This window comes from Streptomyces sp. NPDC003032, from assembly GCF_053591415.1.
In genome coordinates, this window is the sequence record NZ_JBSFTT010000003.1 from 338,548 (window position 1) to 352,281 (window position 13,734).

General features: G+C 70.2%; 14 protein-coding genes. 7 read left to right on the plus strand and 7 right to left on the minus strand.

Annotated features, from left to right (window positions below; translation table 11 throughout):
• Nucleotides 1-28: 28 nt before the first annotated feature.
• The 4 genes from ACWDZ7_RS06090 to ACWDZ7_RS06105 form a co-directional block, all read right to left on the minus strand.
• A complete protein-coding gene (locus ACWDZ7_RS06090) occupies nt 29-1,759 on the minus strand; it encodes an ABC transporter substrate-binding protein (RefSeq protein ID WP_451795203.1) in 1,731 nt (576 codons plus the stop codon).
• A 164-nt stretch (nt 1,760-1,923) separates the two neighbouring features.
• Entirely contained in the window at nt 1,924-2,016 is a 93-nt protein-coding gene (locus tag ACWDZ7_RS06095; protein WP_451512653.1) for an Ms4533A family Cys-rich leader peptide, read from the minus strand.
• A gap of 82 nt (nt 2,017-2,098) precedes the next feature.
• A complete protein-coding gene (locus ACWDZ7_RS06100; protein ID WP_451795204.1) occupies nt 2,099-3,433 on the minus strand; it encodes a DUF3152 domain-containing protein in 1,335 nt (444 codons plus the stop codon).
• An 8-nt stretch (nt 3,434-3,441) separates the two neighbouring features.
• Nucleotides 3,442-4,521, minus strand: a complete 1,080-nt coding sequence (locus ACWDZ7_RS06105; RefSeq protein WP_451795205.1) for an alpha/beta fold hydrolase — start codon at nt 4,519-4,521, stop codon at nt 3,442-3,444.
• A gap of 170 nt (nt 4,522-4,691) precedes the next feature.
• Here ACWDZ7_RS06105 and ACWDZ7_RS06110 point away from each other — a divergent pair, with 170 nt between their 5' ends.
• From ACWDZ7_RS06110 to ACWDZ7_RS06125, 4 genes are all read left to right on the plus strand, one after another.
• Complete coding sequence (locus ACWDZ7_RS06110; RefSeq protein ID WP_451795206.1) at nt 4,692-4,916, plus strand: hypothetical protein; 225 nt, start codon at nt 4,692-4,694, stop codon at nt 4,914-4,916.
• 178 nt (nt 4,917-5,094) lie between these two features.
• A complete protein-coding gene (locus tag ACWDZ7_RS06115) occupies nt 5,095-5,736 on the plus strand; it encodes a TetR/AcrR family transcriptional regulator (protein WP_451795207.1) in 642 nt (213 codons plus the stop codon).
• A 155-nt stretch (nt 5,737-5,891) separates the two neighbouring features.
• Nucleotides 5,892-6,119 (plus strand): DUF3107 domain-containing protein, encoded by a 228-nt coding sequence (locus ACWDZ7_RS06120; RefSeq protein ID WP_194138286.1) that lies wholly within the window; start codon nt 5,892-5,894, stop codon nt 6,117-6,119.
• Nucleotides 6,120-6,308: 189 nt separating this feature from the next.
• Nucleotides 6,309-6,578 (plus strand): hypothetical protein, encoded by a 270-nt coding sequence (locus tag ACWDZ7_RS06125; protein ID WP_451795208.1) that lies wholly within the window; start codon nt 6,309-6,311, stop codon nt 6,576-6,578.
• A 53-nt stretch (nt 6,579-6,631) separates the two neighbouring features.
• Here ACWDZ7_RS06125 and ACWDZ7_RS06130 read toward each other — a convergent pair whose 3' ends face one another.
• Complete coding sequence (locus ACWDZ7_RS06130; protein WP_451512647.1) at nt 6,632-7,369, minus strand: ferritin-like fold-containing protein; 738 nt, start codon at nt 7,367-7,369, stop codon at nt 6,632-6,634.
• A gap of 463 nt (nt 7,370-7,832) precedes the next feature.
• Between ACWDZ7_RS06130 and ACWDZ7_RS06135 the strand changes: the two genes are divergently transcribed.
• Nucleotides 7,833-10,244, plus strand: coding sequence for a DEAD/DEAH box helicase (locus tag ACWDZ7_RS06135; protein WP_451795209.1), 2,412 nt, complete (start codon nt 7,833-7,835; stop codon nt 10,242-10,244).
• 290 nt (nt 10,245-10,534) lie between these two features.
• A complete protein-coding gene (locus ACWDZ7_RS06140; RefSeq protein WP_451795210.1) occupies nt 10,535-11,464 on the plus strand; it encodes an alpha/beta fold hydrolase in 930 nt (309 codons plus the stop codon).
• A gap of 76 nt (nt 11,465-11,540) precedes the next feature.
• Here ACWDZ7_RS06140 and ACWDZ7_RS06145 read toward each other — a convergent pair whose 3' ends face one another.
• Nucleotides 11,541-12,470 (minus strand): NYN domain-containing protein, encoded by a 930-nt coding sequence (locus tag ACWDZ7_RS06145; protein WP_451512644.1) that lies wholly within the window; start codon nt 12,468-12,470, stop codon nt 11,541-11,543.
• A 238-nt stretch (nt 12,471-12,708) separates the two neighbouring features.
• Here ACWDZ7_RS06145 and ACWDZ7_RS06150 point away from each other — a divergent pair, with 238 nt between their 5' ends.
• On the plus strand, nt 12,709-12,861 hold the full coding sequence (locus ACWDZ7_RS06150; RefSeq protein ID WP_162933566.1) for a hypothetical protein: 153 nt from the start codon (nt 12,709-12,711) through the stop codon (nt 12,859-12,861).
• A 121-nt stretch (nt 12,862-12,982) separates the two neighbouring features.
• Here ACWDZ7_RS06150 and ACWDZ7_RS06155 read toward each other — a convergent pair whose 3' ends face one another.
• Entirely contained in the window at nt 12,983-13,582 is a 600-nt protein-coding gene (locus ACWDZ7_RS06155; protein ID WP_451795381.1) for a MarC family protein, read from the minus strand.
• Nucleotides 13,583-13,734: the final 152 nt, after the last annotated feature.

Consider the following 13,734-nt stretch of genomic DNA (forward strand, 5'->3'; position numbering starts at 1 on the left):
CGGCGCCCCGGGAAGACGGAGCCGCCGGTCACGACGACTCCACCGCGACCTGGGAGACGTCCAGGACGCCGGTCCAGTCGCTGATCACGATGTTCTTGACGTCCTTGCCGTACAGCCGCTTGTAGACCGGGTGGAAGAGCGGCACGGTCAGCGCCTTCTCGCCGATCTTCTTGTCGAGGGCGCCCCAGCGCTCGGCGGCGGCCTTCAGGTCGGTCAGCTTGTTGATCTCGTCGATCTCGTCGTTGACGGACTTGTCGTCGAGGAAGCCGGTGTTGAAGTTGGCGCCGTCCTCCACGATCTGCCGCCCGTCGAAGATCGGGGCGAGGAAGGGGCCGCCGGAGGGCCAGTCGGCGCCCCAGTGGGAGAGGAAGAGGCCGGGCTCGTCCTTGGTGCTGTGGATCTTGTCGGAGTAGTCGTTCTCCTCGAGTCCCTCCAGCTTGACGGTGATGCCCGCCTTCTTCAGGGCGTCCTGGACCGCGGTCGCGATCTCGGGGCTGGTCTCGAAGTCCTTGGCGTTGGAGTGCGTGAGCGTGACGGTGAGCCCGTCCTTGTGACCGGCCTCCTTCAGCAGTTCCCTGGCCTTCTCCGGATTGCCGGACGCGCCCGCCGGGAAGTGGTCGTACTTCGTGTATCCGAAGGACTTCTGGTTCGGCAGGTACGTGGTGGCGGGCTCGGCGAGCGAGGAGCCGCCGGCGGCGTTGACCACCGAGGAGCGGTCCACGGCGTACGAGATGGCCTGGCGCACCTTGGGGTCGTCGAAGGGCTTCACCTTAGGGTTGAACGCGAGGTAGTTCGTGTACCCGAAGTGTCCGGTGCCGACGTGCGAGGCGAGTTCCTTGTCGCCGGTGACCTTGGCGAGTTCGGCCGGACCGAGGTTGGTGTCGGTGGTGACGGCGGCGGCGTCAGCGCCCTGGCCCGCGGAGAGCCGCTGGTTGATGACGGAGGAGTCGAGTCCGGAGCGTACGTCGATGACGTCCGGGTACGCCTTCCGCTCCGCGTCGGTCCTCGCGGACCAGTGCGGATTGCGTTCCAGGCGCAGCCGCTCCCCGTCGTTGTCGTTCCTGACGACCTTGTAGGGCCCGGAGGAGAGCGGGTGCTCCTCGTACTTCGTGCCCTTGTCCTTGCTCTTGGGTACGGGCGTGAACTGGGTCTGGGTGGCCAGGTAGGGGAACTCGCCCTCGGGCTTGTTCAGATGGAAGACGATGGTCCGCTCGTCGGGCGTGTCGATCGACGCGAGCCCCTTGCCGCTCTTGTCCTCGTAAGGGCCCTGGTATTTGTCACCGCCGATGAGCCAGTCCCTCAAATAGGGGGCGCCACCGCTGAGTTCGGCGGCGAAGGAGCGCTCGATGCCGTACTTCACGTCCGCGGAGGTGATCGGCGAACCGTCCTCGTACTTGAGCCCCTTCTTCAGGGTGTACGTCCACACCGTGGCGTTCCTGCTCGGCCTGCCCAGGTCCGTGGCGAGGTCCGGTACGACCTCCGCGCCCTTGGCGCCGTCCTCGCGGTTGCGGGTGGTCAGGGTGCGGAAGACGAGGCTCGGCACGTTTCCCCCGCCGGAGGTGTAGAGCCGTGCGGGGTCGAAGTCGGTCTGCGGGTCGCGGTTGAGGACGGTGAGCGTGCCGCCCTTCGCGGGCGTGCCGTCGCCGCCGCTCCCGGCGTCGTTGCCCTTCGGGCCCGCGCAGGCGACGGCGCCCGAGGCCAGGACCAGGCTGACGGATGCCGCAGCCACGCGGCGGGCTGTGACGGACGGTTGACGCATTGGAGGAGACCTCTCGGGAAAACGCCGCGCGAGGGCGGCGGATCAGCGGAAATGACGCAGAGCTGACCCCGGGGAGGGTGCGGGAAGAAGCAGCGCAGAGCTGTGGGAAATGAACGCGGCACAGAACTGGCCGTGAGAGAGCGACGCACTCGCCGGGGCGGGCGTCAGCAACAGTGGACGTCGGCCACGCAGAGCGCGGTCACGCCGAGCAGCGCCAGCTCGATGGCGGCGCTCGAAGGGGCGTGACGGTTCGACATGCGCAGAAATATGAACGAACTTCCGACGAATGTCAAAGCGACCACCGAAGCGGGCCGCGTCCAGCAGTTGCCGGCCCGCGGGTCAACCCTCGGGGAACGCCCAGGGGTTGGCCTTGCACTTGATCCCGTCGTGGTCCAGGAACTTCGTCTGCTGCTGCATGACGGGCGCGAGGTCGCCGTCCTTCGCGCAGTCCGTGTGGTTGAAGCCGAGCCGGTGCCCGACCTCGTGGTTGATCAGCATCTGGCGGTACGGGTGGATGGCGTTGCCGTACGCCTTCTGGACGGCGTCGCCATAGGTCTTTGCGCCCTGCGCCCACCGATAGGCGTTGATCATCACGCGGTCCGTCGCCGCGGAATCGCAGGACACATTGTCCTGGGTCGTGTCGAGACCGGATTTCGCGCACCAGGCGGCGGTCGTTCCCGGGCTGGCCAGCGTAATGACGAAATCAGGCCGTCCCGATGAAATGCGCTCGAAGGCGCGGGCCCCGTCGTGCGCCCAACTCCGGTCGTCGTTCAGGGTTTTCTGCACGGCCTCCGCGAAAAGACCACCGTCGAGACCGAGCCCCTTTTCGATGTCGACGCGATAGCGGAAAAGCTGCCCTTTTCCGGGCGCTCTGTCGAATCCCGGGATCGCCTCGAAGTCACCGGAGGCCGTGAGCTTGGCGTCCAGCGGATACCTCTTGCCGATTCTCTGTTCGTACGTCACCGCGATCGCGCCCGGCGCTCCGGCGCGCGCCTCGGGCGGCCTGGGGCGCTCTTCGGAGCGCGAGGCGGGGTCGTCGCCGGTGTCGCGCGCGCCACCGCCGGGGGCGGCCTTGGGCCGGGCGTCGGACTCGCCCTCGCCGTCGGCGGCCTGGCCCGCCACGACGACCGCGAGCACGGTGGTCACGGCGGCGGCCGCGACGCCGGTGAGGGCGCGGACCAACCCGCTTTTCTTGTTCCTCTCGTTCCTTTTGCTCTTCGTGTTCTTCTTGCCGCCTTTGGCGGGCCGGCGGACGTCGTCCCAGTCGGTGTCGTCCCGGTCGGTGACGTTCCAGTCAGTCACGGAGGCGTACGGATCGCGGGCCTCCACATAGTCCGGGCGGGGGCCGGGCCGCTTCTGCCGGGGGCCGGGCCTCTGCGGCCGCACGGGCGGCGGCGCGCCGGGCGCGCCGTATCCGGCGCCCATGCGCGGCCCCGACCCGGTGCCGGAGACGTCTCCCCAGCCGCCGCCGGGCTCCCGGTGCTCGGGGTGCCCGCCGCGTGCCGCGTGGGGCGGCGCCCCGTCCCCGGCGGGCGCGCGCCTGCGGCGACCGGTGCCGGTTCCGGTGCCCTGCTGCGGGGGCGGAGTGCCCGAGGTGCCCGAGGTGCCGGAGGTGCCCGAGGTGCTCGTGTTGTCAGTCGCGTCTGCCGGACCCCGGCGGCTATGCCGTCCCACGCGCCGCCTCAGCTCCCCGAACCCGTACGAGAGTCACTGGAATCACGGGCGTCACGGGTGTCACGGGTGTCACGGGCGTCACAGGTGTCTCGATCATCACGGGAGCGTCGGGAGGGAGGTCTCCGTCCGCTCAACTCGCCGATGTCCACGAGCAGTTCGCGGAAGGCGGTCGCCACGCTCTCCGGTTCCTCCATCATCGCCACATGCCCCGCGTCGGGCAGCGTCAGCAGCCGCGAGTCACGGAACACGGCGGCCGCCTTGCGTGCCATGCGGTACGAGACGAGAAGGTCACGCCCGCCGTAGACGAGCAGGGTCGGCGCGAGCACGCGCTCGGCCTGCCGCCAGAGGCCGTGCTGGCCGCCCAGCGTGTACGCGTTGACGATGCCGCGCGCCGAGCGCGTCATCGCGTCCCAGAAGTAAGGGAGCTGAAGCCTGCGCTCCATTTCCCGCACCGCCGCGCGGAAACCTTCCGGCGTCACCTTGCCCGGGTCGCCGTAACAGAGCCCCATGACGCCCCGCACCCGCTGCTCGGCCGTCCACTCCCTGGTGAGCCGCGTGAAGAGCGCGGCCACCCCCGGCACCGCGAGCAGCCCGGTCGGCACCGCCGTGCGCTGCACCCGCAGCTCGGGCAGCGCGGGCGCGACCAGTGTCAACGTACGTACGAGATCGGGTCGCACCGCGGCGACACGCGTCGTGATGGCGCCGCCCAGGGAGTTCCCGAAGAGGTGAACGGGTCCGCGGGCGCGCGCGTCGAGGTAGCGGATGACGGCGCGGGCGTGTCCGGTGATCGAGTAGTCACCGTCGTCCGGCGGCGGCGAGTCGCCGAACCCCGGCAGGTCGATCGCCTCGCAGTCGACGACGTCCTCGAGGAACGGCATCAGGGCCGACCAGTTCTGCGAGGAGCCGCCGAGCCCGTGCACGTACAGCGCGGGCGGGAGTCCTTCGCGGACCGAGGGCCGCGAACGCACGGTCAGCGTGAGCCCTGGCAGCCCGACCGAGCCGAGCCGCTCGCCCTCCGCGACCGCTACGGCACCGGGCTTGGGCGAGCTGGTGGCGGCCAGCAGATTCGGCAGCTCGGTCGAAGACATGCGGCAATGTTACGAGACGATCACGCGCTGGTTCACGTGTTCGCCGTCACAGATGGCACAAGGATCGCGTAGCGCCCCATCCGGGTCTCTCCTACGCTCATAGAAAGCGGGCGATGAGGGCACTCGCACCCACGAAGGGCCGCCAGTACCGCAAGGGAAGAGAGCCATACATGAGTGTCGACCCGACCGACCCCGAGACCTTCGAGACGGAAGAGGACGCGAGCGACGCCGAGGCCGGCGTGGAGGCCCCGGAGGCGGACACCGCCGAGCAGCGGGCCGACCTGACCCCCAGCAGGGACGACTCCCTGCGGGACGCCGATCCGGACGCCGCGAGCGAAGCGGACCTCGCGGAGCAGGCCCGCGTGGTCACTCTCGACGAGGACGACTACCGCTGAGCTGGGCTGGGCCCGGCTGGACCGACCTGACCGTATTTGCCCCGCTACACAGCGCGGCGGAGCTCCGCCGCGCTGGTCCAGTCCGTGAAATTCTGCGCCCGCACCGCGCACATCACTGTTACCGAAAAGTACGATGGCGGCGCGGCGCACACCGCACATCGGACGATTGGGAGGCGGCGTGACAGCCATCGAGCAGACAGAGGCGGCACGCCCGCGGGGCACACGCCTGCCGCGCCGTGCCCGACGGAACCAACTTCTCGGCGCCGCCCAGGAAGTATTCGTCGCACAGGGTTACCACGCGGCCGCGATGGATGACATCGCCGAGCGCGCCGGGGTCAGCAAGCCGGTGCTCTACCAGCACTTTCCCGGCAAGCTCGACCTCTACCTGGCCCTGCTCGACCAGCACTGCGAGTCGCTGCTGCAGTCGGTCCGCACGGCACTGGCGTCCACCTCGGACAACAAACTGCGTGTCGCCGCGACGATGGACGCCTACTTCGCGTACGTCGAGGACGAGGGCGGCGCGTTCCGGCTGGTCTTCGAGTCGGACCTGACGAACGAGGCCGCGGTCCGCGAGCGCGTGGACCGCGTCACGCTCCAGTGCGCGGAGGCGATCTGCGAGGTCATCGCCGAGGACACGGGCCTGCCCAGGGACGAGGCGATGCTCCTCGCCGTCGGCCTCGGCGGTTACTCGCAGGTGGTCGCCCGGTACTGGCTGGCCAGCCGCAGCACGGTCCCGCGCGAGAAGGCGGTGGAGCTGCTGACGTCACTCGCGTGGCGCGGCATCGCGGGCTTCCCGCTGCACGGCACCGAGGGCCACTGACGCCCGAGCCGGACACGACCTGGCCCTTTTGTTCCCGTCCTGTGTTCGCTACCGGCGTTCACGGCCGCGGCCGTCCACGTCCCCTCACCGGGCTAATGTGTGCTGGGTACGGCGCGGACGGCCGCGCACAGACTGACCGTCGGAGGGACAAAGCCGTGGAGGTCAAGATCGGCGTGCAGTACGCGCCCCGCGAGATCGTGCTGGAGAGCGGCCAGAGCGCCGAGGAAATCGAGCACGCGGTGTCCGAGGCGCTGACCGGCAAGTCGCCGCTGCTGAGCCTCGTGGACGACCACGGCCGCAAGGTCCTGGTTCCGGCCGACCGCCTCGCGTACGTGGAGCTCGGCGAGCCCACCGCGCGCAAGGTGGGCTTCAGCGCCCTGTAGGACTGTAGGACGCGCACACGAATGCGGCCCGGTGGTTTCTCAACCACCGGGCCGCACTTGTGTGTTGTACGACTTGTAGGTCGTACGAGGTGACAGCGGGGCCACCGGCTCATGGAGGGTTGCGTTCCGGCCACCTGGGGTAGACCGGCTACGACCGATTTGCACCTGGCCGCGAGGGAGGGCATCACCGTGATCCTGGAAGCACTCGGCTCCGTCCTGCTGGGCCTCGCCCTGGCCTGGGCCACGGCACACCGACTGGCCCACCGGCTGCCCGCGCGCAGCCTGGTCCTGTCGACCGGCCCCGCCGGCGCCCTCATCGGCGCCTTCATCACACACATGGCACTCGGCCCCGGCCACGCCCCCGCGACACTGCTGGGAGCGGTGGCCGTCTCCGTGTCCCTGCTGTCCCTGCTGATCCGCCCGACGCACACGGGAGTGCACCGCTCGGCGACGGCGTAACGGGGCCCGCGGCTCCGAACCGGACCGTCCGTCCCCAGGCCGCCCGTCCGTCCCTAGGCCGCCAGACCCAACGCGGCCATGCGCTTGGTGTGCGCCTCAGTGATCCGGGAGAACATCCGCCCGACCTCGGCGAGGTCGAACCCATCGGCCACGCCACCGACCAGCATGGTCGACAGCGCGTCCCGATCGGCGACGACCCGCTGCGACTGCGAGAGGGCCTCGCCCATCAGCCGCCGCGCCCACAGCGCGAGCCGCCCGCCCACACGCGGATCGGCGTCGATCGCGGCCCGCACCTTCTCCACGGCGAAGCTCGCGTGCCCGGTGTCGTCGAGGACGGCCAGCACGAGACCGCGCGTATCGACGTCGAGGCGGGCCGCCACCTCGCGGTAGAAGTCACTGGCGATGGAGTCACCGACGTACGCCTTGACCAGGCCCTCCAGCCAGTCGGACGGCGCGGTCTGGCGGTGGAAACCGTCGAGCGCCGCCACGAAGGGCTCCATGGCCTCGGTCGGCTCCGCGCCGATCGCCGACAGCCGGTCCCGCAACTGCTCGAAATGGTGGAACTCCGCCGACGCCATCTTCGCCAGCTCCGCCTTGTCGCCGAGCGTCGGCGCCAGCTTCGCGTCCTCGGCGAGCCGCTCGAACGCCGCCAGCTCCCCGTAGGCGAGCGCGCCGAGCAGGTCGACGACCGCGGCGCGGTAGTGGGGCTCGGCGGAAGCTTTCGCCCAGTCCTGGGCGGCGACCCCGGTGGGTTCGGCGGCGGATTCAGCGGCGGTGTCAGGCGTCTCCATGAAGCGCACAATAGCCCGCCTGCCGTAAGGCGTAAGGCCCTGGTCAGTTAGTGTGACGACGGCCATGTGACCAATTCGCCGGACACGCATGCGAGATTCCGGGGTACAGTGGTAAAGCGCCTGCCGAATATTCGACGGGCCGTACGAATGAGGATGCCCGGTCGGTGGCCCGATCGGCTCCGACCCGACAGCCCTCCGGGCGGTACGCGCAGATGCGTACGGCACGAGGAGGGAACCTCAGCGGTAAGAGCGCTCGAGCGCAGGCAGTGGTCCCGCGCCCCCGGCCCGCCCCCCAAGCAGCCGGCGGTAGTGGCACGGTCACGACCCCCAGCGTTCGCCTCCCGCCGCGTCTCACAGAAGAGGCATAGCCCTGACTACGACTTTCCGAGATCTCGGGATTCTTCCCGAGACAGCCGAGGCCCTCGAAGCCGTCGGCATCGTCAACCCCTTCCCCATCCAGGAGATGACACTCCCCGTCGCCCTTTCCGGCTCGGACGTCATCGGCCAGGCCAAGACCGGCACCGGCAAGACGCTCGGCTTTGGTCTCCCGCTCCTGGAGCGCGTGATCGTCCCCGCCGACGTCGAGGCGGGCCGCGCCGAGCCCGAGCAGCTGACCGAGGCGCCGCAGGCCCTCATCGTCGTCCCCACCCGCGAGCTCTGCCAGCAGGTGACGAACGACCTGCTGACCGCCGGCAAGGCGCGCAACGTCCGCGTCCTCGCCATATATGGCGGCCGTGCCTACGAGCCGCAGGTCGAGGCCCTCAAGAAGGGCATCGACATCGTCGTCGGCACCCCCGGTCGTCTTCTCGACCTGGCGGGCCAGCGCAAGCTCGACCTCAAGCACGTCAAGTGCCTCGTCCTCGACGAGGCCGACGAGATGCTCGACCTGGGCTTCCTGCCCGACGTCGAGAAGATCATCAACATGCTTCCGCCGAAGCGCCAGACGATGCTGTTCTCGGCGACCATGCCGGGCGCCGTCATCGGCCTCGCCCGTCGCTACATGTCGCAGCCCACGCACATCCGCGCCACCGCGCCGGACGACGAGGGCCAGACGGTCGCGAACACCGCGCAGTTCGTCTACCGCGCGCACAACATGGACAAGCCGGAGATGATCTCCCGCATCCTGCAGGCCGACGGCCGTGGGCTCGCGATGGTCTTCTGCCGCACCAAGCGCACCGCCGCCGACATCGCCGAGCAGCTGGAGAAGCGCGGCTTCGCCTCGGGCGCCGTCCACGGCGACCTCGGCCAGGGCGCGCGCGAGCAGGCCCTGCGGGCGTTCCGCAACGGCAAGGTCGACGTGCTCGTCTGCACCGACGTCGCCGCGCGCGGCATCGACGTCGAGGGCGTCACGCACGTCATCAACTACCAGTCCCCCGAGGACGAGAAGACCTACCTCCACCGCATCGGCCGCACCGGCCGCGCGGGCGCCAAGGGCATCGCGATCACGCTGGTCGACTGGGACGACATCCCGCGCTGGCAGCTGATCAACAAGGCGCTGGACCTGGGCTTCAACGACCCGGTCGAGACGTACTCCAGCTCTCCTCACCTGTACGAGGAGATGAACATCCCGGCGGGCACCAAGGGTGTGCTGCCGCGTGCCGAGCGGACCCGTGCGGGTCTGGGCGCGGAGCAGATCGAGGACCTCGGCGAGACCGGTGGCCGCGGTCGCGGCGGTGGCCGTCCCGGCCGTGGGGACCGTACGGACCGTGGCGGCCGCGCCGACCGCGCCGACCGCGCCGGTGGTCGTACGCAGGACCGCGACCGTTCCGCTTCGGGCCCGGCCTCCGCTCCGACCGAGGGGGAGCGCCCCGCGCGTACGCCGCGGCGTCGTCGCCGTACGCGGGCGGGCAGCCTCCTGGAAGCGACGGCGCCCCAGACCACGGAGTCGGCGACTGCCGCTCCGGTCACTCCGGTCACTCCGGCTACCCCTGTCACTCCGGTGGCTTCGACCGCAGAGGTCACCTCTGAGCCGACGGAGCCGCGTACCCCGCGTCGCCGCCGTCGGACGCGTGGCGGCGCGGCGTCGGAGGCGCCGAGCACGACCGAGAACGCGACCGAGAACGTGCCCATGGCCACGGCCACAGTCACGGCTACGGAGCCGGAAGAGGCCCCGGTCGCGGAGAAGCCGAAGCGGCGGACCCGCAAGGTGGCGGAGACGGTGACCGAGGCGGAAGCCCCGGCCGAAGAGAAGCCGAAGCGGCGCACCCGCAAGGCCGCGGAGACAGTGGCGACCGAGGCTGCCGTGCCGGAGGCCGAGACGGAGAAGCCCAAGCGGCGCACCCGCAAGGTGGCGGAGACGGTGACCGAGGCGGAGACCCCGGCCGAAGAGAAGCCCAAGCGGCGCACCCGCAAGGCCGCGGAGACAGTGGCGACCGAGGCCGCCGTACCGGAAGCCGAGACGGAGAAGCCCAAGCGCCGCACCCGCAAGGCCGCGGAGACGGTGACCGAGGCGGAAGCCCCGGCCGAGGAGAAGCCCAAGCGCCGCACCCGCAAGGCCGCCGAAACGGTGGCGACCGAGGTGGAAGCCCCGGCCGCCGAAAAGCCGAAGCGGCGCACCCGCAAGGCCGCGGAGACCGTGACCGAGGCCGCCGTACCGGAAGCCGAGGCGGAGAAGCCCAAGCGCCGCACCCGCAAGGCCGCGGAGACGGTAGCCGAGGTTGCCGTACCGGAGGCCGAGGCGGAGAAGCCGAAGCGGAGGACCCGCAAGGTCGCCGAGGCGGAGATTCCCGCGCAGTCGACGGAGGAGCCGAAGCCGCGTGGCCGTACGCGCAAGGCTGCTGTTGCCGCCCCGGCGGAGGTGACCGAGGCCGAGGCCCCGGCGCCGCGTCGACGCACGCGCAAGAAGGCAGAGCCCGTGGAGACCGCGGAGAGCTGAGTCTCCCCCCTCCGCGCCACGAAGGCCCGCCCCATCCCCTGGGGCGGGCCTTCGCCGTCCCTGCCCCTGCCCTCCCCCGCCGCTCCGCGGCGGATCTCCCACCCACCCGTTTACCCGGCGTCTTGGCCCCCAGGTAGGGACAACCCCGCTGGGGCAGGCTTGGCCCCTACAGGGCGATGGTGTTACGGGGCAAACGGGCGGGTGAGTGGGAGACCGCCGCGGAGCGGCGAAGCACGGCACCAAGACCACCCCGAGCACAGCCAGCCCACCCCCAAGATAGCCTCGGGCACATGAGCAGGCCTCCCACCTTCACCCCACCCCCGTGCACGACCCCGCACACGCTCCACACCGCCCGCGGCGACTTCGCCGTCCTGGACGCGCTCCCGCCCAAGAGCACCAAGGGCACCAAGGGCACCAAGGTCACCAAGGGCACCAAGGTCAGAGGAACCGCCCTACTGCTCCCCGGCTTCACCGGCAGCAAGGAGGACTTCATCGCCCTCCTGGAGCCCCTGACCGCCGCCGGCTACCGCGTCGTCGCCGTGGACGGTCGCGGCCAGTACGAGACGACCGGGCCCGACGACGAATCGGCGTACGCCCAGGAGGAGTTGGCCCGCGACGTCCTCGCGCAGACGGCAGCGCTGACGCAGACGGCAGCGCCGGAGCCGCCCCACCTCCTGGGCCACTCCCTGGGCGGCCAGATCGCCCGCGCCGCCACGCTCCTGGCGCCCGGTGCCTTCGCCTCGCTGACCCTGATGTCCTCGGGCCCCGCCGCGATCACCCCGGCCCAGCAGTCCCGCGCCAAGATGCTGGCGGACGCCCTCGCCGTGCTGTCGATGGACGAGGTGTGGCAGGCGATGCGGGCCATGGAGCCGCCGCCCCCGGAGGACGCGGACACCGGCGGCGCCAGGGCGGACGGCGCGGACGACAGCGAGGCCCTGCGCGCCCGCTGGCTGCGCCACAACCCCGCTCAGCTCATCGCCACCGGCAGGCAGCTCTCCACGGAGCCGGACCGCGTGGCCGAACTGGCCGCCGTACCGCTGCCCAAGCATGTGATCTCGGGCGAGCGCGACGACACATGGCCCATCCCGCTCCTGGACGACATGGCGCGCCGCCTCGACGCCCGCCGCACGGTGATCCACGGCGCCGAGCACTCCCCCAACACGGACCGCCCCGAGGAGACAGCCGCGGCCCTGATCAGCTTCTGGGAGGAAGCCCAGTAGCCCTCAAGCACCCCCAAGGCACCCGGCACCCGGCACCCGGCAAAGCACCCGGCACCTCCAAGGCACCACGGGACCCTCAGTACTGCGTCCGCAGATGGTCCCAGAACCCGTCCCGCAGAGCCCTCCGCAGATCCGACTGCCCCCGCAACGAGTACTGCAGCAGTCGCTCCGCCTCCACCAGTAGCTCCTGGTCCACCGATCCCGGCAGATACGGATGCCCCGGCAGCAGCCCCACCAGCGCGTCCCGTCCCCGCGCCGCGAGCCACTTCGCGGCGATCTGCGCGCCGACGAAGCGGACGTCCTCGCGGGAGGGCCGCTGCGCGGTGGGCCCCGCCTCGTACACCGTGGCGGCGACGCGCCGCGAGACGTACGGCTTGAAGAAGTCGAGGTCGAACGTCCGCTGGCTGTCGACCTCCCAGAGCAGCGGCTCCGCCTGGTTGCGCCCGTCGGGCGCCTCGATGCCCCACAGGTGCACCCGTGCCCCGTACCCCTGCGCCGCCTCGACCGCCGAGACCAGGTCCTCGTCGCCGCCGATGAGCGCCGCGTCGCTGATGGCGCGGTGCCGGGCCAGTGACTCCAGGTCGCTGCGGATGAGGGAGTCGACGCCTTTCTGCTGGTTGTTGGCGTTCAGGTTGCCGAGCCTGACCTTGACGTCGGGCAGCTCGGCGATCGACTGCTGCTCGGTGGTGTGGATGCGGCGCCTGGCCCCGTCGTACCAGTAGACGCGCAGCAGACGGCTGTCCGCGAAGATCGTACGGGCCTTGTCGATCAGCGCCTCGATGAGTCCTTCGGCGTCGAGGTCGAAGGAGCGCCGGTCCTCGGTCCCGGCGGCGAGCCGGCCCGCGGCCGCGTACAGGTACCCGGCGTCGACGAAGATCGCGTGCGTGGACGGGGTCTTCGCCACCTCGGCGAGCACGCGCGCGAGCAGCCCGTTGGCGCGCTCCAGCTGAGCGCTGATGTGGGCCGCGCCGTCATCGGCGGCTCTGTCTTCGACGTCGTCGTTCATAGGGAACCCAGTCTCCCGCTGGTCACACAGCGAACACAACCGGTGCCGCTACCCATGGGTAATTAGGTTCTCGAAAAATTTCCTTAGCGTAGGGAATGTTTGCAGGGGGCAACTCGTTGTACCCATCAGGAACGCGGGGCACTGTAGCCACGCAACCGACACTTCATGGGCAGGTAACAGCCTGGCCATCTCCAGTAGTTCTCCTTCAGGAGGATGACCAGACGAAGGGAGAAGCCTCATGCGCTTCGAAATCATGCGACTCGACGACGTCGACGGCAACGCCGTGGACAGCACCGTCGTGGACGCCGCCTCCGTCAATCGGATCGTGCAGCAGGCCGCAGCGATAGGCCAGCGCATCTACATCCGACCGGCCGAATCCTCGGCCTCGTAACGCAGACGTCGCAGGGCCCCCGTACGGAAGCCGTACGGGGGCCCTTCGTGCGTCCACGACCGGGGACCGACCGGGGCGAGACCGACCTCAACCCCCCGTTGATCACCTGATCACGCAAACATCACTTGATCACTTGTGTCACGCCATTGATGATCTGCTGCACCGCGATCGCGGACAGCATCATGCCCGCGAGCCGCGTCACGAGCACCACGCCGCCGTCCTTGATGACGCGGATGATCAGCAGCGAGTACCGCATCACCAGCCACAGCACCACGTGCATCGCCACGATCGCCGACCAGACGGAGATCTGCGTGCCGACGCTGTCGGCGTCCTGGACGGCGAGGATCACCGAGACGATCGCACCGGGCCCCGCGAGCAGCGGCATGCCGAGCGGCACGAGCGCGACATTGACGTCCTTGGTCTGCTTCGGTTCGTCCGTCTTGCCGGTGAGCAGGTCGAGCGCGATGAGCAGCAGCAGGAGCCCGCCCGCGATCATCAGCGCCGGGACGGAGACGTGCAGGTAGTCGAGGATCTGGTGGCCCACCAGACCGAAGACCGCGATGACGCCGAAGGCGACACAGACGGCCTGGAAGGCCATCCGCTGCTGCACCTTGGCGGGTCGGCCCGCGGTCAGGCCGAGGAAGATCGGGGTGATCCCAGGGGGGTCCATGATCACGAAGAGAGTGAGGAAAAGGGAGCCGAAGACGGCGACGTCGAACACAGTGATGGCCTTGCGGAGAGTCGTACGAAGGAGCCGCACCGGACACCGCCGGGCGCGGGGCACGGCGACCACCGGCACGCAGCAGCGGAACAGTGGAGCGAGGGAGAGGGGGTGAAAGGGAGGGGCAAGGGAGGAGAACGGAACCGTGGAGA